General features: G+C 64.6%; 20 protein-coding genes. 8 read left to right on the top strand and 12 right to left on the bottom strand.

Translation table 11 applies throughout. The features are described from left to right. Window positions 1-358: 358 nt before the first annotated feature. A complete protein-coding gene (locus NG898_RS19255; RefSeq protein ID WP_252693932.1) occupies window positions 359-1,111 on the top strand; it encodes an autoinducer binding domain-containing protein in 753 nt (250 codons plus the stop codon). A gap of 16 nt (window positions 1,112-1,127) precedes the next feature. Here NG898_RS19255 and NG898_RS19250 read toward each other — a convergent pair whose 3' ends face one another. Continuing rightward, window positions 1,128-2,912: an EAL domain-containing protein gene (locus NG898_RS19250; protein WP_252693931.1), complete on the bottom strand. Its 1,785-nt coding sequence runs from the start codon at window positions 2,910-2,912 to the stop codon at window positions 1,128-1,130. A gap of 256 nt (window positions 2,913-3,168) precedes the next feature. Between NG898_RS19250 and NG898_RS19245 the strand changes: the two genes are divergently transcribed. Next, window positions 3,169-4,197 carry a MerR family transcriptional regulator gene (locus NG898_RS19245; protein WP_252693930.1) on the top strand — a complete coding sequence of 343 codons (1,029 nt, stop codon included), beginning with the start codon at window positions 3,169-3,171 and terminating at the stop codon, window positions 4,195-4,197. Window positions 4,198-4,299: 102 nt separating this feature from the next. Here the strand turns inward: NG898_RS19245 and NG898_RS19240 are convergent, their stop codons facing one another. The 8 genes from NG898_RS19240 to urtA form a co-directional block, all read right to left on the bottom strand. Next, window positions 4,300-4,599, bottom strand: a complete 300-nt coding sequence (locus NG898_RS19240) for an FmdB family zinc ribbon protein (protein ID WP_252693929.1) — start codon at window positions 4,597-4,599, stop codon at window positions 4,300-4,302. 66 nt (window positions 4,600-4,665) lie between these two features. Further along, a complete protein-coding gene (fmdA, locus tag NG898_RS19235) occupies window positions 4,666-5,847 on the bottom strand; it encodes a formamidase (RefSeq protein ID WP_252693928.1) in 1,182 nt (393 codons plus the stop codon). Window positions 5,848-5,873: 26 nt separating this feature from the next. Next, window positions 5,874-6,896 carry an aliphatic amidase gene (locus NG898_RS19230; protein ID WP_252693927.1) on the bottom strand — a complete coding sequence of 341 codons (1,023 nt, stop codon included), beginning with the start codon at window positions 6,894-6,896 and terminating at the stop codon, window positions 5,874-5,876. A 25-nt stretch (window positions 6,897-6,921) separates the two neighbouring features. After that, window positions 6,922-7,611 (bottom strand): urea ABC transporter ATP-binding subunit UrtE, encoded by a 690-nt coding sequence (gene urtE, locus NG898_RS19225; RefSeq protein WP_027679771.1) that lies wholly within the window; start codon window positions 7,609-7,611, stop codon window positions 6,922-6,924. A gap of 15 nt (window positions 7,612-7,626) precedes the next feature. After that, window positions 7,627-8,388 carry an urea ABC transporter ATP-binding protein UrtD gene (urtD, locus tag NG898_RS19220; protein ID WP_252693926.1) on the bottom strand — a complete coding sequence of 254 codons (762 nt, stop codon included), beginning with the start codon at window positions 8,386-8,388 and terminating at the stop codon, window positions 7,627-7,629. 14 nt (window positions 8,389-8,402) lie between these two features. Continuing rightward, window positions 8,403-9,455, bottom strand: coding sequence for an urea ABC transporter permease subunit UrtC (urtC, locus tag NG898_RS19215; protein WP_392397889.1), 1,053 nt, complete (start codon window positions 9,453-9,455; stop codon window positions 8,403-8,405). A 94-nt stretch (window positions 9,456-9,549) separates the two neighbouring features. After that, a complete protein-coding gene (gene urtB, locus NG898_RS19210) occupies window positions 9,550-10,467 on the bottom strand; it encodes an urea ABC transporter permease subunit UrtB (RefSeq protein WP_252693924.1) in 918 nt (305 codons plus the stop codon). Between the two features lie 86 nt (window positions 10,468-10,553). Then, on the bottom strand, window positions 10,554-11,789 hold the full coding sequence (gene urtA, locus NG898_RS19205) for an urea ABC transporter substrate-binding protein (protein WP_252693923.1): 1,236 nt from the start codon (window positions 11,787-11,789) through the stop codon (window positions 10,554-10,556). 224 nt (window positions 11,790-12,013) lie between these two features. Here urtA and NG898_RS19200 point away from each other — a divergent pair, with 224 nt between their 5' ends. Together NG898_RS19200 and NG898_RS19195 are read left to right on the top strand one after the other, a co-directional pair. Then, window positions 12,014-15,451 carry a hybrid sensor histidine kinase/response regulator gene (locus NG898_RS19200; protein ID WP_420803706.1) on the top strand — a complete coding sequence of 1,146 codons (3,438 nt, stop codon included), beginning with the start codon at window positions 12,014-12,016 and terminating at the stop codon, window positions 15,449-15,451. Next, complete coding sequence (locus NG898_RS19195) at window positions 15,432-16,418, top strand: response regulator transcription factor (RefSeq protein WP_252693921.1); 987 nt, start codon at window positions 15,432-15,434, stop codon at window positions 16,416-16,418. Before NG898_RS19200 ends, NG898_RS19195 begins: the two co-directional genes overlap by 20 nt. 65 nt (window positions 16,419-16,483) lie before the next feature. On the opposite strand, the gene NG898_RS19190 is transcribed toward NG898_RS19195, so the two are convergent. Beyond that, complete coding sequence (locus NG898_RS19190) at window positions 16,484-17,368, bottom strand: aldo/keto reductase family oxidoreductase (RefSeq protein WP_252693920.1); 885 nt, start codon at window positions 17,366-17,368, stop codon at window positions 16,484-16,486. A 103-nt stretch (window positions 17,369-17,471) separates the two neighbouring features. Here NG898_RS19190 and NG898_RS19185 point away from each other — a divergent pair, with 103 nt between their 5' ends. From NG898_RS19185 to NG898_RS19175, 3 genes are all read left to right on the top strand, one after another. After that, window positions 17,472-18,374, top strand: coding sequence for a LysR family transcriptional regulator (locus NG898_RS19185; RefSeq protein ID WP_252693919.1), 903 nt, complete (start codon window positions 17,472-17,474; stop codon window positions 18,372-18,374). A 221-nt stretch (window positions 18,375-18,595) separates the two neighbouring features. Continuing rightward, window positions 18,596-19,558 (top strand): ABC transporter substrate-binding protein, encoded by a 963-nt coding sequence (locus tag NG898_RS19180; RefSeq protein ID WP_252693918.1) that lies wholly within the window; start codon window positions 18,596-18,598, stop codon window positions 19,556-19,558. A gap of 90 nt (window positions 19,559-19,648) precedes the next feature. Beyond that, a complete protein-coding gene (locus NG898_RS19175; protein ID WP_252693917.1) occupies window positions 19,649-20,659 on the top strand; it encodes a VOC family protein in 1,011 nt (336 codons plus the stop codon). A gap of 16 nt (window positions 20,660-20,675) precedes the next feature. On the opposite strand, the gene NG898_RS19170 is transcribed toward NG898_RS19175, so the two are convergent. Continuing rightward, the gene (locus NG898_RS19170; protein ID WP_252693916.1) at window positions 20,676-21,515 is read right to left on the bottom strand and encodes a DUF4349 domain-containing protein; all 840 of its coding nucleotides are present in this window, start codon (window positions 21,513-21,515) and stop codon (window positions 20,676-20,678) included. A 155-nt stretch (window positions 21,516-21,670) separates the two neighbouring features. Further along, the gene (locus NG898_RS19165; protein ID WP_252693915.1) at window positions 21,671-23,317 is read right to left on the bottom strand and encodes an APC family permease; all 1,647 of its coding nucleotides are present in this window, start codon (window positions 23,315-23,317) and stop codon (window positions 21,671-21,673) included. Between the two features lie 361 nt (window positions 23,318-23,678). Here NG898_RS19165 and NG898_RS19160 point away from each other — a divergent pair, with 361 nt between their 5' ends. Then, window positions 23,679-25,034 carry an MATE family efflux transporter gene (locus NG898_RS19160; RefSeq protein WP_252693914.1) on the top strand — a complete coding sequence of 452 codons (1,356 nt, stop codon included), beginning with the start codon at window positions 23,679-23,681 and terminating at the stop codon, window positions 25,032-25,034. The last annotated feature ends 9 nt before the right edge of the window (window positions 25,035-25,043 follow it).

Here is a 25,043-nt window from a genome sequence, read left to right as displayed (position 1 = left end):
CCTACCCAGGCCCTGCACGAAGGACGCGTCCCGTTGGGAGATGGCAATGCCGAAGGCGACATGCCGAACATAAACAGCAGATTTAAATAATGGCTGTGTTTTTGCGCAAAACCATTTGGTTATCAGAGAATTTATTGCTGTATTGCGTTATTCCAATATTCGAGAAAATCTACTAATTGCATGCGCTATGCGAGGCGCGCAATTCGTTTCGGATTATGTATAGTTCCGGCACGCCAACGATTGCCTCAGCAAAACGCAAGGCTGATCGCGCTTTTCGCCTAATTTGAATTGAGGAAAGCCGGTTAGCTGGAATGGGCACCGGTATGGCGATTCAGCGCGTGTTTTGGAGGCCGATGGGATGGGCGTTCACAACCAATTGCCGCTTGGCTACGCAACATCCTGGCGTGCGGAATTGCTGCGCGAGCTGAATGCACTGCGCGACGCCGATGCTGTCATCCGTAGCCTGCAACCGGCGGTGACTCTGCTCGGCTTCGACTATTGCGCCTACGCCCTGCGTGCAGCGATTCCGATCACGCGCTTCAACACCATCTGCTGGAGCACCTACCCGGAACATTGGCGCGAGCACTACCGGGTGTGCGGCTACTTGGCCATCGACCCTGTGTTGCAGTTTGGGCAGCGCTGCGTCAAGCCAATGCTGTGGTCCAGCATCGCCACGGCAGACGCGCCGTTCTGGATGGACGCGCGCCGCCACGGGCTCAACCACGGGTGGTCGCACACCATTCGCGATCACACCGGCATCTTCGGTACCTTCAGCCTGGTGCGCCGCGCCACGCCCATCACCGAAGACGAACTGGCCGCGAGCGAGCCTGAAATGATCTGGCTGAGCCAGCGCGCACACGCCAGCATCAGCACGCTGATGGCCGAAAAGGTGTTGCCCGATGCCGCCACGCGCCTGAAAGAGATTGAACGGCGGACACTGCACTGGACGGCCGAAGGTAAGACGGCGGCTGAAGTGGCGGCCATCCTGGAAATGACCGAGCGCAACGTGAACTTCCACATCCGCAACGCCATCACCAAGCTCAACGCCGCCAACAAGACGCATGCCGTGGTAAAGGCCGCGTTGCTCGGGCTGATTCCCGCGATGCTGTAGCGCAGGCGCACAGATGTCAGGCTATGGCCCGCACGGCAGGGGCGGGGTGCATGGCTTCCAGATGGAAACCGTTATCGCTTTGCTTGGCGCGCCGCTTGGCCAGGGCGGCGGCGGTGCCGATGTCATCGCTGTTGTGCGCGGCGCCGGGGTGCACGTGCAGCGCGCCCACAGCCATCGTCACGAAGCGGAAGAATGCCGGCAGGCCCTTGCGGTCTTCCGCATGGATGCCGCCTGCCGCGCGGTCAGCCGGCGTGTACATGGCGAGCGCGTTGGCGTTGAACGCCCCCATGGCCTGCGTGATGCGTGCCTGCCAGTCGGCGCTCTGGAACAGGATCAGGAAATCGTCGCCGCCCACGTGGCCGAGGAAATCCCGTGTGGGTTCGCATGCGTTGGCCAGCACGGCGGCGGCCATCTTCAGCATCTCATCGCCTTGCCAATAGCCGTATTGATCATTGAAGGGCTTGAAGTGATTCAGGTCCACATAACAGGCGTAGAACTCCGCGCGTGCCTCAAGCAAACGTTCAATGTGCAGGTTCAACGGAATGTTGCCGGGCAGGAATGTGAGCGGATTGGCGTAGCGTGCGGCCTCGATGCGGATTTCCGTCACGGTGCGCACCAGCTCTTCACCGGTGCCCAGGCCCAGGTAGCGGCCATGCTCGGTGATGATGAACCCGTCGGTCAGGTAGCGCTGGTCTTCGCTCATCAGCAGCGCCGACATGTCTTCCAGCGAGGCGGATTTTTCCACCAGCACCGGCTGCCGGTTGGCAAACGCCAACGCCGGTTTCTTGCCGTACAGCTCGCGGTGATACGGCATCGCATAGCGGTCGATGAACGCTCGGCGTGCGATGAGTGCGAGCGGACGCTCGACTTCATCGAGCAGCGCCACGGCGTGCAGATCAGGGTGGCGATTGAACAGGTGCAGCACCTCGTCGTTGCTGCTGCGCAAGGGCAGGGTGGGCGCCACGCGCAGCAATTTGCTCGCCGTGATGGCGCGCCAGCCGACGCGCACAGCCTGCGGAAACACCGCAATCTGCGAAGACTGCAGCACGCGCGCCGCGTGGCTGGACATGTCGCTCGCGGGCTTGTCCTGTGGGCGCGCCAGGAAGAAACCCTGCCCGAAGCGGATGCCCAGATCGCGCACCACGCCTAGTTCGTCTTCGGTCTCCAGCCCTTCGGCAATGATGCTGGTGGCGCCGCCCTTGAGCGTCTGCTGCAGCGTGCGCGCCATGTCCAGCTTGGCCGGGTGCTTGGCAATGTCACGCAGGAAATATTTGTCGAGCTTGATGAAGTCGGGTGTGAGCTCGATCAGCAGGTTCAGGTTGGCATTGCCGGTGCCGAAATCGTCAAGCGCGCATTGCAGGCCGAAGTCGCGTGCCACCGATAGGGCCTCGGCAAAGCTGGCCAGATCATCGATGGGCGTTTGCTCGGTCAATTCGATGACGATGCGCGAGGGGTGCAGGTCGTGGTCGGCAATGGCATGCAGCAGGCGGGCATGGTCTTCCAGCAACTGGCGTACGCCCTGCGCGCTGAAGTTCAGGAACAGCTTGCCCGTCAGACGCATCGCCGAGAAATTGGCGATGGCCAGACGCGCGGCGGTGGTCTCCAGGGCAATCGTGCCTGCCGTGTCCGAGGCTGCGGCAAACAGGGCCGCCGGCGATTCCATGGCCGACCCCACCGGCCCGCGCAGCAGGGCTTCGTAGCCGAGCACCTCGGTGGTCGACAGGCGGAAGATCGGTTGGAACACCGTGCGCAGCATCTCGGGCGCAATGCCTGCGGGCAAGGGAAGCGATGAGAAAGTCATGACGTTGGCGGCAGACGCAAGAACGGACATTCCGCTAAACGACCCGCTGAACACAGAGTTGAATGAACTTTTTGTGACGCACGCAGCGGCGCGGGTTCGCGGGGCATGGTCCCCACCACAGAGGGGCCTGGTTCAGAATGCCGGATGTGCCCGCGTGTACACCGGGCGCTGCCTATTGCGATCCACTCAGGCCGTGCTTGACCCTCACATTGTGTGAGGTCCTAGCCTGTGTCCAAGCCAGAAGACAGGAGCCACCATGTTGTTGAAAGTGGGCGATCTCGCCAAACGCTGCGGCCTCTCGGTGCGCATGTTGCATCACTACGACACCATCGGTCTGCTCACGCCTTCGGCCCGCTCCGACAGCGGTTACCGGCTGTACGACAAGGCTGACGTCGCACGCCTGCACCAGATTCAGGCGCTGCGGCGTTTCGGCATGTCGCTGGCCGATGTCGGGGCTTTCCTGGCCAATCCGGACATCCCCTTCACCACGATCGTGGAACGGCAGATTGCGATGCTCGATCAGCAGATCACGCAGGCCAGCGTGCTGCGCGATCGGCTGTCGCGGCTGCACGGCCAGCTCGTGCGCGAGGAGGAGCCCGAATTGACCGAGTGGCTCACAACCTTGGAATGGATGACCATGTACGACAAATATCTTTCGCAGGAAGAACGTGCCCGCGCCGAACGCATGGACGCCGATACGGCGCGTCATGAGCGGTGGGCGGCGCTGGTGTCCACCGTGCAGGATGCGATGACGCGCGGCGTGCACGCACGCAGCAGCGAGGCGCAAGCGCTCGCCAAGCAATGGATGGCGCTGCTCGCGCAGGATGCGGCGCTGGACCCGGTCCTTACGGCCAAGCTGCACACGATGCACATCAACGAGCCGGCGTTGCAGGAGCGCACCGGAATCAGCCTGGAGATGCTCGACTTCATCATGGAGGCGGCGAACGAAACCAAGCTGGCGATCTATGGGAAGTACCTGTCGGCGGCAGAGCAGCAATTCATGCGTGCGAACTTCGGCAAGCGCGCCAACGAGTGGCCGACCCTCATTGCGCAGGTGCGGCAGCATTTGGCCAAGGGCACGCCAGCGCATGCACCGGAGATGCAGCAGCTCGCCCGGCAGTGGATCGATCTGTTCCGCTCATATGCGGGCGATGATCCGCAGACGCAGGCCAAAGTCCGCCTGGCGATGGAGCGGGAGCCCGAACTATCCGCCAGCCCGTGGATGGGCCCGGACCTGATCGCCTATGTGCGTGAGGCAATGGAAGGCCTGAAGGCGGTAGCGTAAGCCGCCGCTTGCGCAATCCAAGGCGTCTGCCGGTCAGGCAGGCGCCTTGGCCGCGCGTTGTTGTGTATGCAAGAGGCCACCATCAGCCGTCAGCGTCTGGGCTCACACACCGCAGATCGAGCAGTGCTTTCCGCCGCAGACATGGAGGACGCTGTTGCGGCTGCCGGAGCCCCCTGCGCTGCCTGGCCCGGTGATTGGTTTGCCCGCCAGTTGCTCATGCAGCGAACTGGGTTGCCAGCGTGAAACTGACTTCAATGCAACGCGCCCACCGGTCGGCATTGGCGCGGCGGGCGTGTCTTCGTCGCAATACGGGCAGGGCGTGGGCGCGTGCAGTTTCGCAGCCGGAATCAGCCGTTCGAAAATGCCGTCACAAGCGGTACAGCGAATGTCGTATAGCGGCATGCATGCCTCCGTTGCTGCGCCGGCCGCAGCGGTGCCGCCATGGCCGGCGCGTATTGGTCATCAACGTCAAGCGGGCTTGTGGCCCCAGTGCGATTTGTCGTTCAGCATGCCCTTGGGAGTGATGTCCTGATCGAAGATCGCCGTGGGAATCGACACCGTGCACGCGCAGTTCGGAATGTCGACAATGCCGCCGATGCGCCCCTCCACCGGCGCGGCCGTCAGCAGCATGTAGGCCTGGCTGGCGGTGAAGCCAAAGTGCGTGAGGTAATCGATGGCCTTCAGGCACGCCTGCCGATAGGCGACGGTGGCATCCAGGTAGTAGTTGGTGCCGTTCTCTACGCTGATGCCCTCAAAGGTCAGCCACTGGTCGTAGCGCGGCTTGACAGGGCTGGGCATGAAGATCGGTGCGCTCAGGTTGTACTTGGCCATGCCGCCCTTGATGAGGTCGAACCCGACACGCGTAGCGCCGTCCATTTCGATTGCGCCGCAGAAGCCGATTTCGCCGTCGCCCTGGGAGAAATGCAGATCGCCCATCGAGAAGCCGGCGCCTTTGACGTACACGGGGAAGAAAATGCGCGTGCCGATCGAGAGATCCTTGATGTCGGTGTTGCCGCCGTGCTCGCGTGGCGGCACCGTGCGCGCAGCTTCGCCTGCCATGCGATCGAATTCTGCGCCGGACACGCCGCGCAGCACGGCGGTGCGCGGGTCAGGCGGCTGGGCCAGGCCCTTGGCGGCCAGCGGTGCTTCGCGGCGGTTCCATTCGTCCAGCAGTTCGCGGGAGGGCAGGCAGCCCATCAACCCAGGGTGTGTCAGTCCGGCCAGCCGGACGCCGGGAATATGGCGCGACGTGGCATAGACGCCTTTCAAGTCCCAGATGGCCTTGTCGGCATCGGGAAAATAATCCGCCAGGAAGCCGCCGCCGTTGGATTTTGCGAACACGCCGGAAAAGCCGATCGGCGTAACGGGCTTGATGTCGAGCAGGTCCACCACCAGCAGGTCACCCGGCTCCGCGCCTTCAATGTAAAAGGGCCCTGTGAGCGGATGCGCGCGCGTCAGGTCGACATTGCGCACGTCGTCGACCTTGTCGTCGTCGCGGATCTGCGCGTCGAGAAAATCCAGCGATTCGATGATGATCTCTTCGCCAGGCTTGACCTTGGAAAGGAACGGGATGTCCGGATGCCAGCGGTTGTGGCCGAGTTCGGCCTGCTCAGCCAGTGGCTTGCCGGGCTGGATCTTGAAATGCTGCATGGTGGTTTCTCCTCAGGGAAGTGGCGTCAGGCGTGGGGGATGCCATCGATGGGGCATTCGGGTGTGCCGGCGGTGCGGCGGGTGAGGGCCTCGACCTGCGCTCGCGCGGCGGCCGGATCTTTCACCCAGGTCTTGTAGAAATCGAAGGGGCAGGCGGCCACGCCTTCCGGTGTTTCACCGGAGTTGATGGTGCCGGTGTAGCCGCGGTGCAGCAGCTTATAAAGATGGTTCTGCGATTGCAGGTGCTTGCGCGCATCGCGGATCAGCCCGACCGACAGCTCGGCGTACTGGATGCCCATCTCTTCGGTGCCGCATTCGCCCAGCGTGCGGCCGTCGAATCCAACGATGGCCGAGTGCCCAAAGTACGAATACACGCCGTCGAAACCGGCCGCGTTTGCGACCGCCACGTAGACGTTGTTCATCCACGCCATGGCTTTGGACACCATCACCTGCTGCTCTTTGGCCGGGTACATGTATCCCTGGCAGCGGACGATCAGTTCGGCGCCCTTCATCGCGCAGTCGCGCCAGATCTCGGGGTAGTTGCCGTCGTCGCAGATGATCAGGCTGATCTTCAGGCCCTTGGGGCCTTCGGATACGTAGGTGCAGCCACCGGGGTACCACCCCTCGATGGGGCACCACGGCATGATCTTGCGGTACTTCTGCACGATTTCACCCTGGTCGTTCATCAGGATGAGCGTGTTGTAGGGCGCCTTGTTGGGGTGGTCTTCATGACGTTCGCCGGTGAGCGAAAACACGCCCCACACCTTGGCTTCGCGGCATGCCGCGGCAAAAATGGCGGTCTCATCGCCGGGGATGGTGGCCGCCGTCTCGTACATCTCGGCGGCGTCGTACATGATCCCGTGCGTGGAGTATTCGGGAAACACCACGAGGTCCAGCCCGGGCAGACCCTGCTTCATGCCGACCAGCATCCGGCCGATGTTGCGCGCGTTCTCCAGCACCTCGGCGCGCGTGTGCAGGCGCGGCATCTTGTAGTTGACGACGGCCACGCCAACGCAGTCCTGGCTGCTCGAAATGTCCCCGTGACGCATGCTTGCTCCTTAGGTGTGAGGTCGGTCAAACCGAGAGGTATCGGCTGATGGTGGCGGCATCGACCTTGTCGCGCGTTTCTTCGTAGACGAAGCGTCCTTTGTCGATGACGAGAAAGCGGTCGGCGATATCGAGGGTGAAGCTGAGCACCTGTTCTGACACGACGATGGTGAGCTGCCGGAGTTTGCGGATCTCCTTCAGCGCTCGTGCGATGTCCTTGATGATCGACGGCTGGATGCCTTCGGTCGGCTCGTCCAGCAGCAGGACCTTCGGGTTGGTGGCCAATGCCCGCGCAATGGCGAGCTGCTGTTGCTGGCCGCCTGACAGGTTGCCGCTCTTGCGCCCGCGCATGTCGTACAGCACGGGGAACAGCGCATACAGTTCGTCCGGCACGCGCCCGCCGGCAGACGCCGGCAGACCGGTCTGGATGTTCTCCAGCACCGTCATGCTCGAAAACATCATTCGACCCTGCGGCACGTAAGCGATGCCGCGCGCCACGCGCTGGAACGAGGGCAGGGCCGTCAGTTCCTGGCCGTCGATCGATACGCTGCCCGAGCGCGTCGGAAGAATGCCCATCAGGGTCTTGAAGAGCGTGGTCTTGCCCATGCCGTTGCGGCCCATCACGGCCACGATCTCCTGCGGCGCCACCTGCAGGTTCAGGGCATGGAGCACCTGGCTCTGGCCGTATCCGGAAACGAGGTCGGTCACGTTGAACATGTGCGGCTCCGGGGCTCAATGGCCCAGATAGACTTCAATGACTTTCGGATCGGCCTGCACCGCATCCATGCTGCCTTCGGCCAGCACCTTGCCCTGGTGCAGCACCGTCACGCGGTGGGCGATGCTCTTGACGAACTCCATGTCGTGCTCGATGACGAGCACCGAGCGGCCCTGGCTGATGCGGCCGAGCAGTTCCGCTGTCTTCTCGCGTTCCGACACGCTCATGCCGGCAACGGGTTCATCGAGCATCACGAGTTCCGGCTCCTGCATGAGCAGCATGCCGATCTCAAGCCATTGCTTTTGCCCGTGCGAGAGCAGGTCCGCCTGCTGGTGCAGCAGGTCGTGCAGGAAGATGTCGCGGGCCACGGCTTCCACGCGTTCCACCACGTCGGGCGTGCGGCGAAAGGCGAGTGCTCCGAGCACCTTGCGCCCGCGCGGGAACGACATCTCCAGGTTCTCGAACACCGTCAGGTTTTCGTAGATGGAGGGGGTCTGAAACTTGCGGCCGACACCCGAGCGCACGATGTCGTGCTCGCGCATCTTCGTCAGCTCCAGATTGTTGAAGCGGATGCTGCCGGAGGTGGCGCGCGTCTTTCCGCAGATCAGGTCCAGCACCGTGGTCTTGCCGGCACCGTTGGGGCCGATCACCACGCGCACTTCGTTGCGGTCTACGTACAGGTTCAGGCTGTCCACCGCCTTGAAGCCATCGAACGACACCGTCAGGTCTTCGATCGCCAGCACGGGCTTGGGCATTTCCACGCCGATCGGTTGGGTCATGATGGTCTCCGGGTTTAGCCTTGCGCGGTGGCGCCGGGCGCCGGTTTTGCCGCCGCGCGGCGGCCTTGCAGCAGCCGTGCGATCCATTTGCGGCCGTGGCTGTCGTACAGGCCGGCCAGGCCGTTGGGGAAGTACATGACCACGGCGATGAACAGGCCGCCCATCAGGAACAGCCACAGCTGCGGGAAGGACTCAGAGAAGTACGTCTTGCCGAAATTGACGAGCAGCGTGCCGTACACCGCGCCCAGTAGCGAGAGGCGTCCGCCCACCGCGGCATAGATGACCATCTCGATCGACGGCACGATGCCGACGAACGACGGCGACATGAAGCCCACCTGCAGCGTGAACATCGCCCCGCCGATGGCCGACATGGCCGCCGCCACGCAGAACACGAACACCTTGAAGCTGGCGACGTCGTAACCGGAAAAGCGCACGCGCTCTTCCTTGTCGCGCATCGCCATCAGCAGGCGGCCGAGTTTGGAACGCAGGATGAAGCGTCCGAGCACGATGCAGCCCACCAGCAGGCCGGCGGTGACGAAGTACAGGATCAGCTTGGCGGAGTCGGTGCGGATGTCCCAGCCGAGCAGCGTCTTCAGGTCGGTGATGCCGTTGACGCCGCCCGTCCAGCCCTGCTGCCCGATGATGAGGATCGACAGGATCGCCGCGATGGCCTGCGTGACGATGGAGAAATACACGTCGCCCACGCGCCGCTTGAACATGGCGATGCCGATCAGCAACGCAAGCAGCGTGGGCACCAGCACCACCGCGACCACCGCGAAGCCGAAGTGGCGGAATGGCTCCCAGAACAACGGCAGGGCGGTCAACTGGTTCCAGTCCATGAAGTCGGGAATGCCGGGCGTGGACTGGATCTTGGTGCTGACCGGGTCGGAGGCTTCCAGCTTGAGGAACATCGCCATGCAATAGCCGCCGAGCCCGAAGAACACGCCCTGGCCCAGGCTCAGGATGCCGCCGTAGCCCCAGCACAGCACCAGGCCGACGGCCACGAAGGCATAGCTCAGGTACTTGCCGATCAGGTTCAGGCGGAATACATCAAACGCCAGCGGCATGACGACGAAGATGACGGCGCAGAGTACGGCCAGGCCGAGCCAATCGCGCTTGCGCTCTAGCCATGAATGAAGCGTGGGGTTCATGTCGGACTCCTTATTTGCGGACCTTGACCGAGAACAGCCCCTGCGGCCGCATCATCAGGATCAGGATCACGGCCGAGAGCGTCAGCACCTTGGCCATCGAGCCTGTGAGGAAGAACTCGGTGGTCGATTGCGTCTGGGCGATGGTGAAAGCCGACGCGATGGTGCCCAGCAGGCTTTGCGCGCCGCCGAACACCACCACCAGGAAGGTGTCGACGATGTACAGCGACCCCGATGTCGGGCCGGTCGAACCGATGGTGGTGAACGCTGCGCCCGCCACCCCGGCCACGCCACAACCGAGTGCGAACGTCATGCGGTCGACGCGCCGCGTGTCGATGCCGACCGCACCGCTCATCACGCGGTTCTGCACCGTGGCACGCACCTGCAGGCCCCAGCGGGAGCGGAACAGCAGAAGGAACAGCGCACCGGTCAGCAGCGTGGTCAGTGCCATCACAAACAGGCCGTTGATCGGGATATCGATGCCGCCGCCTGGCGAGAACGATCCCATCAACCAGTCCGGCAGCGTGGGGCTGACCTCCTTGGCGCCAAAGATGGAGCGGAAAGCCTGCTGCATGGTCAGGCTCAGGCCCCAGGTGGCGAGCAGCGTGTCGAGCGGGCGGTTGTAGAGCCGCGAGATCATCAACCGCTCGACTGCGTAACCCATGGCCGCTGCCAGTACGAACGACAGCAGCACGGCCGCGAAGAAGTAGTACGGCTGCAGTGCTGGCGCGTAGCTGGCGGTGAGCGTTGACAGCAGGTACGTGGTGTACGCGCCGATGGTGAGGAACTCGCCATGGGCCATGTTGATCACGCCCATCTGCCCAAAGATGATGGCCAGGCCCAGTGCCATCAGCAGCAGCACGCAGAAGAACGACAGGCCGTTGAAGCCCTGCATGGCGAAGATCGCCCCGAATTCCGACAACGAGGTCATGGCGGCTCCACGAAGACGATGGATGCGGTGGGGAGCGGTCCGTCCGGCTTGCAACTGCGATGCGGCCGGACCGCGTCTGCGGCGGGTTACTGATAACCCTTCGGGAACGGATTCGGTTCGATCAGACCCGACTCGTAGACAACCTTGAACTGGCCATCCGTCTGGACTTGCCCGATGCGCGTCTTGCTCCACAGGTGGTGGTTGGCGTGCACCTTCACGTAGCCTTCCGGTGCGGTGTTCAGCTCGATGCCCGGCGAGGCCGCGACCACCTTGTCGACGTCAAAACTGCCGGCCTTTTCCACCGCCGCCTTCCACAGCCACGGGCCGAGGTAAGCCGCCTGCGTGACGTCGCCGATGACGGCCTTGGCGCCGTACTTGGCCTTGAAGGCCTCGACAAATTTCTTGTTGTTGGGGTTGTCCAGGCTCTGGAAGTACTTCATGGAGGCGTAGAAGCCGGCCATGTTCTCGCCGCCGATACCCAGCAGCTCATCTTCCGTGACGGACAGCGTCAGCAGCGTCTGCTTGTCGGCGGTCACGCCCGCGGCCTTCATCTGCTTGTAGAAGGCCACGTTGGAACCACCCACCACGGCAGCAAAAATCACGTCGGGCTTCTTGAGCTTCATCTTGTTGATCAGCGAGCCGAACTGCGTGTTGCCCAGCGGGTAGTACTCCTCGCCGACAACCTCGCCGTGCAGCACGTTTTCAATGTGCTTGCGCGCGATCTTCATCGACGTGCGCGGCCAGATGTAGTCGGAGCCGACCAGATAGAACGTCTTTGCCTTCTTCTCCTTGGCCACCCAATCCAGCCCGGCCAGGATCTGCTGCGTGGCTTCCTGCCCGGTGTAGATCACGTTCTTGGATTGCTCGAGCCCCTCGTAGAACGTCGGGTAGTACAGCAGCCCGTTGTCTTTCTCGAACACCGGCAGCACGGCCTTGCGCGAGGCCGAGGTCCAGCAGCCGAACACGGTGGCGACACGGTCAGCTTCGAGCAGCTTCTTCGCCTTCTCGGCAAAGGTCGGCCAATCCGATGCGCCGTCCTCCTGGATGATCTTGATCTTGCGGCCCAGCACGCCGCCCGCGGCGTTGATCTGGTCGATGGCCAGGCGCTCTGCCTGGATCGATCCGGTCTCGCTGATCGCCATGGTGCCGGTGGCCGAATGCAGTTGGCCGACCGTGACCTCGGTGTCGGTCACGGCAAGCTTGGTGGTATTGACCTTGGCGGTCGGGTGCGATTGCGCGAGCGCGGCAAGCGGCGCCGCCAGCAGTGGCGTGACGGCAAGACACAAGGCGAGGCGCCGAAGGCGCGAGGGGTGGCGTGACATCGTGGTTTCTCCCGGTTGCGGATGGTGGTCGTTGTGAACAGGCATGGAGGCAAGCCTAGGCGGGGGCCTCGATTGCCGGAATACGTCAACCGACGTACAGCGCGGCCGCATTGCACGGCACAGCCATCCGCAAGCAAAAACGCAGCGACATCACCGCCGTGAGCCGGGCGAGCGTCAGGGCGGAACGGAACTTGCATCGCCCGCCGCGCCTTCTCGCCTAGAGCATGAAGCTCAGGCGCGGTTCACCGAAACGGGGAGCGTTCGTGCACCAATCCGGCACCCAGCGCATCGTTAAGATCCGCCGTGACTACAACACGTGGGTCGCCGACGAGACGCTGGAAGACTACGCATTGCGCTATACGCCGCGCGGATTCCGCAAGTGGTCGGAATTCCGCGTGGCGAATACCGCGCTGGGAGCCACCTCGTTCCTGGCGCTGGAGGCCATTGGCGGTTCGCTGGCCATCAACTACGGCTTTACCAACGCGTTCTGGGCCATCGTGGTGGTGAGCGTGCTGATCTTCCTGACCGGCCTGCCGATCAGCTATTACGCAGCGCGCTTCGGTGTCGACATGGACCTGCTCACGCGCGGCGCCGGCTTCGGCTACATCGGCTCGACGGTCACCTCGCTCGTCTACGCCACCTTCACGTTCATCTTCCTGGCGCTGGAGGCGGCCATCATGGCGCTGGCCGTGCAGCTTTACGTCGGGCTGCCGCTCCCCATTGCCTATGTGCTGTGCTCGCTGGTGATCATCCCGTTGGTGACGCACGGCATCACGGCCATCAACAAGCTGCAGAGCTGGACCCAGGTGCTGTGGCTGGTGTTGCTGCTGCTGCCCTACGCTGCAGTGTTGCTGCGCAATCCGCGCGCCTTTGCCGACTGGCCGAGCTTTGGCGGCCTGTCGGAGTCGGGGCGCGATTTCAACCTGCTGGCCTTTGGCGCGGGCTGCACCGTGGCCTTTGCGCTCATCGTGCAGATTGGCGAGCAGGTCGACTACCTGCGCTTTCTGCCCGAGAAGACGCGCGCCAACCGCGGCAAGTGGTGGCTGGCGTTGCTGGCGGCCGGGCCCGGTTGGGTGGTGCCTGGCGCGCTGAAGATGCTGGGCGGCTCCTTTCTCGTCTTCCTCGCCGTTCAGCACGAGGTGGGCACGGCGCGCGCCGTGGAGCCCACGCAGATGTACCTGGTGGCCTATCAGTACGTGTTCGGCTCACCTGCGTTGGCGATGGCGGCCATGGCGTTGTTCGTGGTGGTGTCGCAGATCAAGATCAACGTCACCAACGCCTACGCCGGTTCACTGGCATGGTCCAACTTCTTTGCGCGCCTCACGCACAGTCATCCGGGGCGGGTGGTGTGGCTCGTCTTCAACGTGCTCATCGCACTGCTGCTGATGGAGCTGGGCGTGTTCGAGGCACTGAGCGAAGTGCTGGCGCTGTACGCCAACGTTGCCATCGCCTGGATCGGCGCGCTGGTGGCGGACCTCGTCATCAACAAGCCATTGGGATACAGCCCCGCGCACATCGAGTTCAAGCGCGCGTACCTCTACGACGTGAATCCGGTTGGCGTGGGCGCCATGCTGATCGCCTCGGTGGTCGCGACGCTCGCTCACCTCGGGTTGTTCGGTGCCGTGACGGAAGCGCTGTCGCCGTTCGTCGCATTGGGCATGGCGTTCCTTTGCGCGCCGCTCATCGCCGTGGCCACGCGCGGGCGGTTCTACCTCGCCCGCAAGGTGCACGCGCCCGCCGACGCCGAACATGCGCACGCCGGCGCCATGCGCTGCGTCATCTGTGAGAACGTGTTTGAGCGAGAGGACATGGCGCATTGCCCCGCCTACGCCGGCAGCATCTGCTCGCTATGCTGCTCGCTGGATGCGCGCTGCGGCGATGCCTGTAAGCCGCACGGCAGACTGTCCGCGCAAATCGCACAGGCTTGGCGCCATTGGTTTCCCAACACTGAACTGCCGCGACTGCACGTGCGCGTGGCGCAGTACGCCGCCGTGCTGTTGATCGTGCTGGGCTTGCTGGCAGGCGTGTTGACGCTGATCTACTACCAGACCGCCGTCACCCTGAGCGCGGACCAATCGCCGTTGCAATTGCTGGCGCGCGGTTACACCAAGGCGTTCTTTGCGCTGGCGCTGGTCGGCTGCGTGGGCGCATGGTGGCTGGTGCTCGCCAAGGAAAGCCGCAAGGTCGCGCAGGAAGAGTCCAACCGCCAGACCATGCTGCTGATGCGCGAGATCGAAGCGCACCGCAAGACCGACGCCATGCTGCAGCAGGCCAAGCAAGCCGCCGAGTCTGCCAACCGGGCCAAGAGCCGCTACGTGACTGGCTTGAGCCATGAACTGCGCACGCCGCTCAACAGCATCCTCGGCTATGCGCAACTGCTGATGCGCGATCCGTCGATGGCACCGGCGCGCCGCGAGGGCCTTGCCACCATCTTCCGCAGTGGCGAGCACCTCTTGGCCCTGGTCGACGGGCTGCTGGACGTGGCACGCATCGAGGCCGGCAAGCTGCAACTCGACGTGAGCCAGGTGGCGTTTCCAGCGTTCCTGACGCAGATCGAAGCGATGATGGAACCGCACGCTTCTGAAAAAGGATTGGCCTTCCGCATGGAGCATGTGGGCCGCATTCCCGATGCGGTGCGCATGGACGAGAAGCGCGTGCGCCAGATCCTGATCAATCTGCTGGGCAACGCGGTGCGCTTTACGGACAGCGGTACGGTGTCGCTGCGTGTGGCCTACGCGCGTGAGATTGCCACGTTCGAAATTCTCGATACCGGCATCGGCATTGCCTCGGATGAGCTGGAGCGCATTTTCCTGCCGTTCGAGCGGGGCGCCGCGGCGCATGCGCAGGACAACGGCGCTGGCCTCGGCTTGACCATCTGCCGCATGCTCACCACGCTGATGGGCGGCCAGCTGAGCGTGGACAGTGTGCCCGGCGAGGGCACGCGCTTCACCGTGCGACTGTTTCTGCCGGAGGTGCGCGAGCCCCGCGCGGTCGACCGCATCCGCCATGTCAGCGGGTATCGCGGTGTGCGGCGGACCGTGCTGGTGGTGGATGACCAACGCGAGCAGCGCCGCATCGTGGTGGGCGCGCTCGCGCCGCTGGGCTTCACGCTCGTCGAAGCCGCCAGCGGGCCCGAGGCGATGCGCCAGCTTGGCACCTTGCCGGTCGACCTGATCGTGATGGATGTCTCGATGCCATCGATGGACGGCTTCGAGGCCAGCCGGCTGATCCGCAAGCAGGCGCTCAGTGTGGCGCCAATCCTGGTGTTGTCAGCCAATGCCTTTGCCGGTGACCGCGCACGCGGTGCGGCTGCCGGATGCGACGACTACCTTGCCAAGCCTGTGCACCTGCCGCAGCTGCTCGACAAAGTGGGCGAGCTGCTCAACCTCGAATGGATTGTCGACAGCGAAGCGGTTGAGGAAGCGCCGCCGCCGGCACGCTCGCATGCGCCGCTGCCGGCAGAGCTGGTCGCACAGTTGCGGCCGCTGCTCGAGATCGGCTACATCCGCGGGCTCATCGAGTTGCTGGATGAAGCCGAACATCGCGATCCTGATCTTGCCGGCGTGCTGCAACCTGTGCGTTCGGCCGCGCGGCGCTTCCGGCTGACTGAACTGGATATGTTGCTCAAAGGAGCCCCTTCAGATGAACACAGCGTGGATTGACCATGCCGGCGCTGCGGCGCTGCATATGCCATCGGCCTCGCAGGCGATCGGTGCGGCCGCTGCGGGCTCCGGCGTCGTGCTCATCGTTGACGATACGCCGGACAATCTGGCGCTGCTGTCCGATGCGCTCGACGCGGTCGGCTACACCGTTCTGGTGGCGCTGGACGGGCCCAGCGCGCTGGATCGCATCGAGCGCCTGACCCCCGACATCATCCTGCTGGACGCCGTCATGCCCGGCATCAGCGGCTTCGAGACCTGCGAGCACATCAAGGCCAATGCGCGCCACGCGCAGATTCCCGTGATCTTCATGACGGGGCTGACGGAGAGCGAGCATGTTGTGCGCGGTTTCCGCGCAGGCGGTATCGACTACATCACCAAGCCGATCCGCCCGGAAGAGGTGCTTGCGCGTGTTGCTGCGCATCTGGAGCGAGCCCGTGCGCACCGGCAGGCAGACGAGATCGTTGGCCTGGGTGGGCGTGCGGCGCTGGTGGCCGATGTGCACGGCGCGATCCACTGGCGCAGCTCGCGGGTCGCGCCGTTGTTTGCGCGCTTCTATCCGGACCACGGCGACATGCAGCGGCTGCCGCCGGTATTGCAGCAGTGGCTGGCGCAGAGCGTGGGACCCGTTGGCGCGCCCGAGGCCGGCCGGATGGCGGAAGACGGCGAGGCCGTGCGGCTGGTGGCAAGGTTGGCTGGCCCCGCGCCGCACAGCGCGTGGGTCATCCAGTTGGAAGAGCACGACGACCGCAAGGTGAGCGATCGCCTCTGCGCACGGTTTCGTCTGACCGCGCGCGAGGCGGAGGTGCTGCTGTGGATTTCACGCGGCAAGACCAATCGCGACATCGGCGACATCCTCGGTATGCGCCCGCGTACCGTCAACAAGCACCTCGAGCACATCTTCGAGAAGCTTGGTGTGGAAACGCGCGCCGCGGCGGCCGCGCTGGCTTTGCAGTCTCAGCCGGGCTGAGGGTCCGTCAGGCTGCGCCGGTTTCGTGGCGGCGCATCGCCAGAGAACAGCCGCCATGCGCAGAATCACGCCGCCTCGTCCGAGGCATGTGCAACGGCGTCGAGTTCGCGCATCGCATCTTCCGGCAACGTTATCGCCGCCGCGCCCAGGTTCTCGCGCAGGTGGGCGACCGACGAGGTGCCCGGGATCACCAGGATGTTGGGTGACCGGTGCAGCAGCCAGGCGAGTGCGGTCTGCATTGGTGTTGCGCCAAGCCGCGCTGCGACAGCGTTGAGCGTGGACGATTGCAGCGGGCTGAACCCACCCAGCGGGAAATACGGGACATACGCGATGCCGTCGCGGGCAAGCGCGTCGATCAGCCCGTCGTCGCTTCGGTGGGCGAGGTTGTAGTGGTTTTGCACGCAGACGATCTCGCAGATCCGTCGCCCTTGTGCGATCTGGTTGGCCGTGACGTTGCTCAGCCCGATATGCCGCACGAGTCCCTGCCGTTGCAGTTCGGCCAAGGCCGAGAGGGGCGCCTCGATCGATCCTTCGGCCGGGCCGTGCGTGTCGAACATGATCCGCAGGTTCACCACGTCCAGAACATCCAGACTGAGGTTGCGCAGGTTGTCGTGCACCGCTTCGGTCAGCGCCTGCGCGGAGAACGCCGGCAGCCACGCACCCGTCGCGTCACGCCGGGCTCCGATCTTGGTGACGATGAGCAGGTCGTCGCGATACGGATGCAAGGCTTCGCGGATCAACTGATTCGTGACGTGCGGGCCGTAGAAATCGCTTGTGTCGATATGGTTGACGCCCGAAGAAACAGCCTCGCGCAATACGGCAAGCGCCGCGTCGCGGTCCTTGGGTGGGCCGAAGACGCCCGGGCCAGCGAGCTGCATGGCGCCATAGCCGAGGCGGTGCACCTGGTGGCCGCCGATGGAAAACGTGCCGGACTGAGTGATGGGAGACATGGTCACACTCCTGTGTGAAAAGAAGAGGTGACGGCAGATTAGGCGCAAGCGCGGTGCGCGATAAGGGGACATAATCCGCACGGGTTGTACGAAAATGCGAACAATGAAAGTCGATCTGGGCGATCTGAATGCCTTCGTGGCGGTGGCGCAGGCCAAGGGCTTCCGCGAAGGTGCAAGGCTGATGGGCGCGAGCGCATCCGGGCTCAGCGAGGCGGTGCGGCGGTTGGAGACACAGCTCGGCGTGCGCCTGCTGAACCGCACGACGCGCAGCGTCTCGCCCACTGAAGCGGGGCAGCGTCTGCTGAGCCGCCTGCGGCCCGCCTTGAGCGAGGTGGAAGCCGCGCTCGATGTCGTCAACAGCTTTCGCGAAAGGCCCGCCGGCACGCTGAAGCTCAATGTGCCGATGAGCGCCGCGCGGCTGGTGCTGCCCGCCATCATCCCGGGCTTTCTCGACGCCTATCCCGAGATACAGCTGGAGGTCGTGGCCGAAGAGAGCTTTGTCGACATCCTGGCTGCAGGTTTCGACGCAGGCATCCGTTATGACGAGCGGCTCGAACAGGACATGATCGCCGTTCCGATCGGCCCGCGATCGCAGCGGTTCGCAACGGCAGCGGCACCCGGCTATCTCGATCGACGCGGCCGGCCCGCTCATCCGCGCGACCTGCTCGATCACGCCTGCCTGCGTGGCAAGTTCGCAAGCGGTGCGATGCCGCCGTGGGAATACGAGCGCGATGGTGAAGTGGTTCGGGTAGAGCCGTCGGGTCCGCTGCTCGTTCGCATTGGCGGGGCGACCGATCTTGTTGTGGACGCGGCCCTGGCCGGCGTGGGCGTTGTCCATCTCTATGAAGACTGGCTACGTCCACACCTTGCAAGCGGTGCGCTCGAACCCGTGCTCGAGGATTGGTGGCGGCCGTTCCCGGGGCCGTATCTCTACTATCCGGGGCGGCGCCTTGTTCCGGCGCCGCTCAGGGCGTTCATCGATTTCATCAAGGCCGCTTCGGACTAGCACGGCACTTCCAGATCTTGCGGCAGAGCTGGCTTACTGCCCGCGCGCCCACTGCGGCACTGCTTGGGCAACGGGGTTCCATCGAGTTTTCGCGATGGCTTCGTAGGACCCGTGAGCCGTTTGCACAATCCACGTAGTACGCGGTGGTGGTCATGGCTCGCACACTGGGGCCGTTGTCCACTTGGCCATCGGCCGTTCGCACCATGCAGCACGTTCGCCTCATGCTTGAGTACTTTCACCCGTGGACGAATGCTGCCGGGTTTTACCTCGCGCGCGCCAAGGGCTGGTTTGCGCGTGCGGGGTTGGACGTGGAAATCGTCGTGCGTGACGACGCCCGAGGCGACACGCTCGATCACGTCATGCGCGGCGATGTGCATCTGGGTGTGTGCCCGACGCGGCGCGTGCTGGCCCGTTTTGAGACAGGCGAGCCGGTCTGTGGTGTGGCCGCCGTCAACCAGCGCAGCCTGGAAGCTATCCATTCGGTAAACGGGCACGGCATCACGCGCCCGCGCGATCTCTGTGGGCGCCGTGTGGCGCTCAACCCCACGGTGCGTGCGCGCGCCTTGCTGACCGACATCGTTCGCGCAGATGGCGGCGACCCCGATGCCGTGAAGCTGGTCGACGCTGGTGTGCGCGAACTGACCTTCGATGAGCTGCGCGATGGCGTGGCCGATGCGAGCTTCGGCAGCTACTGGGCGTGGGAGGGCGTGATGCCTTCGACCCTGCCCGATGCGCAGCGCCAGGTCTGGCCGATCGATGAGATCGGCGCGCCGTCGTATCACAGCTATCTGCTGGCCGCGGATGCTCGCTGGCTGGCGTGCAATGCCGGCGCCGTCAGCGGTTTGCTGGCAGCCGCCTCGCGCGGGTTTGCCGCGGCCCATGCAGATCCGGCCAGCGCGCTGCCGCTGTTCGAGCGCGTCATTCCGTATTTCCCGCGAACCACGATTGCGCGGTCGCTGCGCGCCGTGTCCACCACGTGGCTGACCGATGGCGTGTGGGGCCGGCACGATGCCTCGCTCATGTCGGGCTATGCCGCGTGGCTGGCGCGGCACGGCATCGTCCGTCGGCCGCATGCATGGTCCGCCGCCGTGACGGACGCCTATTTGCCGCCGCGCGCAGCGCGTGCCCCCGAGAAGCCGTGCGTGCCAACGGCAGCGGGCGCATTGGCATACGCCCGCCCGTAGTTGTCCGGTGCCGCCGGGTTTCGATACTGAAGCGGCAGGCGTTTTCCCCAACCATCCAAACACGACGCTGTGCGGCGTCAGGAGACGGTCATGACACTAGCGTCGGTGGCGTCGGTATCGGTCAGCGGCCCGAGTTGGTCCCGCGATTTTCTGCGCACCTTGCAGGCGCCTGCGAGCGATGTGGAACGGGTGGGCAGCCATGCGTGGTTGCGGGTCGAGCCAAGTCGCGTCGCTGCGCCACGTGCCGACGAAATCGTCGTCAATGACGTGATGTTCGGGGTCGAGGATGTTGATGTCGCGCATCGCCGGGCAGTGCGTGCCGGCGCGGCCGATCTGGCACCGCCGCACTGGGGCGTTCTGCCCACGCCGCACGGGGAGCGCCCTGTGCGCATGGCACGCGTGGGCGGTATCGGTCATGTCACGCACACGTTTGTTGAGCGCGACCCTGCTGCCGGCGATGCTGCCTTCGATGGAGCGCAGGGGCTTGACCACCTCGCGCTGTGCCTGCCTTGCCACACGATGGACGCAACAGTCGCGCGTTACGAAGCGGGCTTTGGCCTGCATGTCACGCAAACCGAGCACATCCAGACGCGCAGTCTCGGCATGATCAACACGGTGCTGCAGAACGCCAGCGGCAGCGTGAAGCTCGTGCTCTCTGCGCCCACACCGACCAGCCAGACGACGCAACTGCACCGCTTTGTCGATGTGCACGGCGGCGCGGGCATCCAGCACCTGGCGCTGCGTGTGCCTGCACTGTTGGCGCATAGCCTTGCGCTCGAACGTCACGAGGTTAACTTTGCCGGCTCCATGCCCGAAGTGTTCGACGCCATGCTGGCGCGCATCGGGCACTGCCCCGTCCCGCGCGACGCTGCCTTGGCGCTTGGCATCATGGCCGACCGCGATGCCGATGGCCTGTTGTTGCAGTCATTTCTGGCGCCGTCGCGCACGGCGGAGCCAGTGTTCTTTTTCGAACTGATCGAGCGTCAGGGCGCACGCGGATTTGGCGCGGCAAACATCCGCGCCCTGTTCGAGGCGGTGGAGCGTGTGCAGGGTGCGCCCGTGGTGGCGGCCGAGCCGCAACGTCAGCCGGCCACGGTCTAGCGCCCCGCGCGATGGCTCATTGGGCTGTCTTGCGCTGGCGCCATTTGCGCCGCAGCTTGATGAACAGCGCCACCAATACCGACAGCACGATGCCCCAGGGCAACAGGTAGGCCACCGCTTCAATCACGCTCGCGCTGGCGCGCACCAGTGAGGGCAGGAACTCGCGCAAGGCATTGCCGATGGGCGCCCATAGGCTGCGCGCTGCCGTCTGCCGCGTGCTCAGGTCGATCGACAGCACCTCGCGGTTCACGCGGTCCATGAGGTGCGTGTTCTGGCCAGTGGCGGCCTCCAGTTCCGATTGCGTTTCCGCGAGCTTTTCTGCGATCAGGATCAGGTCTTCCACCTTGGTCGCCTTGCGCTGCAGGTCGAGCAGGCTTGCGCGGTAATTCTTCAGCATCTCCAGGCGCTTGCCGACTTCGGCAATGGGCTGGCCGAGGTCGTCCACGTGGGTGCCCTGGCTGACAACGCCACCGCTATCGGTCAGGCGTTTGCGCATGGCTCGGACCCCCTCGGGGCTGGCGCGCAGGTTCAGGTGCGCGGTGCCGCCGCGTTGGTCGCGTTCGAGCTGGATGCTGGCGTCCATGACCGTGCAGTGCCATGTGACCTCATTCACGCAGGTGTCCTGCAGCTCGCGGTACAGGCGCTCCAGTTGCGGCGGATCGACTTCCAATGAGACGCGGTGCTCGTAGGCGAGAAAGCGCTGCTCGGCGCGATCGGCCATCTTGGCGCTTTCGGCAGGCGCCGGCGCGGCAGCCGTCATCGTGGGCGATAGGCCGCCGCTGGGGCCGGATTCTTCTTTCTTGCTGCAAGCGCTCAGGGACAGCGCGATCAGGAGCAGGCCGAGGAGTCGAGTCATGGGCAAATGAAATGGCGTTGGGTTGTACGCAAAGTCCGGTGGGTTGCGGCGCAGTCTAGCGCACACAGCTGAGCAGATCCCGGCAGCGCGCAGGCAAGAAAAAACGCCCGCCGGCAGAACCGGTCGGGCGTTTTGTCTTGCGAACAACAGCGGTGTCAGGCGCGTTGCGGCACGGCGCGCGGCGCACGCTTGGTGTCGTGCGCTGGCACGTCGTCATGTACGTGTTCGACTTCATCCAGATAGCGCGTATGCCAGCCGCTGGCCACGCCCCAGTGGTAGAAGAACAGCGAGAGCACCGCCACGATGCCCATGTCCCAGCCGTAGGGGATGTAGCCGTGGCCGCCGAACTCCGTGCTGCCGCAGTACGACAGCGCGGCGATGGTCGGCAGGTAGGCGATCATCCACCACGCGCCCTTGAGTTCCGTCTTGAAGTCGGGCCAGCCGGCCTTGGCCTGGTAGTAGAAGTACACGGGCAGCGCCACCAGCATCAGCACGATGATCTCGCCCGTCAGCGGCCACTTGGCCCAGTACAGGATGAGCGATGCGCACACAAACGCGAACGGCGCGATGAGCGAGAGCCCCGGCAGACGCAGCGGGCGATGCAGTTGCGGCGACGTGCGGCGCAGCGACATCACGCTGATCGGGCCCGTCAGGTACGAGATGACGGTGGCCACCGAGATGACGGCAGCCAGCGCGCCCCAGCCACGGAAGAAGAACAGGAAGATGAACGACACCGCCAGGTTGAACCACATGGCCGGACGCGACACGCCAAACAGCGGGTGCACGCGGCCGAAGATGGCCGGCATGGTGTTGTTGCGCTCCATCGCGTAGATCATGCGCGTGGTGGTGGCCATGTACGTGCTGCCGGTGCCCGACGGGCTGACGAACGCATCGATGTACAAAACGATGGCCAGCCAGTTCAGGTTCAGCGCAATCGCCAACTGGGCGAACGGCGAGTGGTAATCAATGCCATGCCAGCCATTGACGAGCGACTCAGGCGGCACCGCGCCCAGGAAGGCCACCTGCAGCGCGACGTAGATCACCGCAGCCAGCAGGATCGAACCGATCACCGCGATGGGCACGTTGCGGCCCGGGTTGCGCGCCTCGCCCGCAAGGTTGATCGGGCTCTGGAAACCGTTGAACGCGAACACGATGCCGCTGGTGGCAATGGCGGTCAGCACTGCGGACCAGCCGTACGGGGCGAACCCTTGACCTGCCGCATTCGCGCCCGTGCTCGAGCCAAAGTTGCCCGGGTGAAAGCCCGCTGCAACCAGCGCTACCGCAGTTGCGGCCGGAATGATGAACTTGAAGATCGTGATGGCGTTGTTCGCCTTGGCAAACACCTTCACGCCCCAGTAGTTCAGCAGGAAGTACACGACGACGAGCACGGCCGACAGGACCAGCCCCGGCGGCGTCAGCTCACCGTGCTGGAACAGCGACTGCGCCCAGGGCCACGGCCAACTGCTCATGTACTGGATCGATGCCTCAGCCTCGATGGGGATGACGGTGACAATGGCGATCCAGTTGGCCCAGGCCGCCACGAAGCCCACCAGCGACCCGTGCGAGTAGCGCGCATAGCGCACCATGCCGCCGGATTCCGGGAACATCGCGCCCAGTTCGGAATACGTCAGGGCAATGGCCAGGATGACGACGGCGCCGATGATCCAGGTGAAGATGGCAGCGGGGCCCGCCACCTTTGCAGCGTGGCCGGCGCCGAACAGCCAGCCGGAGCCGATGATCGAGCCCAGCCCGGTCAGCATCAATGCCCAGGCGCCGAGATTGCGTTGTACGTTTTTTTCCAAGAGGAGTCTCCGCCCCGGCGAGTCGGAAGTTCGACAGGGCATCGCGGTTGCTTACCAGTCCGCTTAGTTCTACCGAGGCGACGCTGTTTGGGCGTCGCCCGCCGTCCCATGTGGTGGGTGTCACCAGCCTAGGACATGCGTGTGCCGGATGATGCGTAGCATCAACCGCACCCGTCCGGCCGCGATGAAAGGCAAAACACGGTGTCTGCCTTCCGGGGGGATTCGCGTATAGTCATCGGCGACGTTGTGCGGGGTGCCGCACTTGCCGCCCGATTCCGGAGCCCGCAATGGGGCGCAATGATAGCGAAATCGTGAGCGGTTGCACCGCCTTTTTCATCGTTCCTCGCAGTTTTTTCTCCCCATGGAGTCCTCTTTCGCCACTTCGGTTGCACCTGCGTCACCTGCGCAGTGGCATCGGCGCGTGCTGACGCTGGCATTTCCCATCGTGCTGGCCAACCTGACGCAGCCGATCCTCTCGGCGGTGGATACCGCCGTGGCTGGGCATCTGCCGGGGCCGGAATACATTGGCGGCGTGGCGCTGGGCGGGGTCTTCTTCAATTTCGTGTTCTGGGGGTTTGGCTTCCTGCGCATGGGCACCACGGGGCTGGTGTCGCAGGCGCACGGCGCGGGCGACACGCAAGCATTACGGGCCAGCGTGGTGCGTGCGCTGCTGCTGGCATTTGCCATTGGAGCGGCATTGCTGGCGCTGCAGGTGCCGGCGATCCGCATCACGCTGGCGCTGCTCGGTGCGAGCGAATCCGTCACACGCATGGCCGAGGTGTATTGCCACACGCGCATCTGGTCGGCGCCGTTTGCGCTGGCCAACTACGTCGTGCTCGGCACGCTGCTCGGGCGCCAGCAGGTGCGGCGCGCTTTGCTGCTGCAGGTCTTCATCAATACCGTGAACATGGTGGCAGTGCTGACCTTGGTGTTGGGGGCCGGCATGGGTGTGGGCGGTATTGGCGCGGCAACGGCGCTGGCTGACATTGCCGGATTTGGGCTCGGCATGCTGCTGCTCTGGCTGCAACGGCCCGTGGGCTTGCCGCCGCTCACGCGCGCCGAACTGCTCGCCCGCGACGCCTGGCGCCGCCTGATGGGCCTGAACACCGACATCTTCCTGCGCACGCTTTGCCTGCTGGCCGCCTTCGGCTGGTTTGCCCACGCGGGCGCGAAGCAGGGCGATGTGGTGCTTGCGGCCAACGCGCTGCTGCTCAACTTCCTGACCTTCATGGCCTACGGGCTGGACGGCTTCGCGCACGCGGCCGAAGCGCTGGTGGGCGCCGCCATGGGCGCCCGGGACCGCGCAGCGCTGCGCATGGCGATTCGCGTGTCGACGTTCTGGTCGGTGCTGGGGGCAGGGTTTTTTGCCGCTGTGTACGCGCTCGCGGGCGCCGGCATCATCGGCGTGCTGACTGATCAAGCCGCCGTGCGCGAAGCCGCGCGCCACTATCTGGTGTGGGCGGCGTTGCTGCCGATCGTGTCGGTATGGGGCTTCCAGTTTGACGGCGTGTTCATCGGCGCGACGCGCACACGTGAACTGCTGGTGACGATGGCCGTGGCGGCTGCCGCGTTCTGGGGCTTGTCGGTCACGCTGCAGCCGCTGTGGGGCAACCACGGGCTGTGGTTGTCGATGCTGGGGTTTATGGCGTTGCGCGGGCTGATGCTCGGGGTGCTGCTGCCGCGCGTGTGGCGGGCGCCCCAACTGCAGGCAGCCTAGGCAGCGTCA

It is taken from the genome of Ralstonia mojiangensis (assembly GCF_023955645.1).
Taxonomy (GTDB): Bacteria; Pseudomonadota; Gammaproteobacteria; order Burkholderiales; family Burkholderiaceae; genus Ralstonia; species Ralstonia mojiangensis.
Note: the sequence above shows the minus strand (reverse complement) of the source record. Positions and strands in the feature narration are given on the sequence as shown.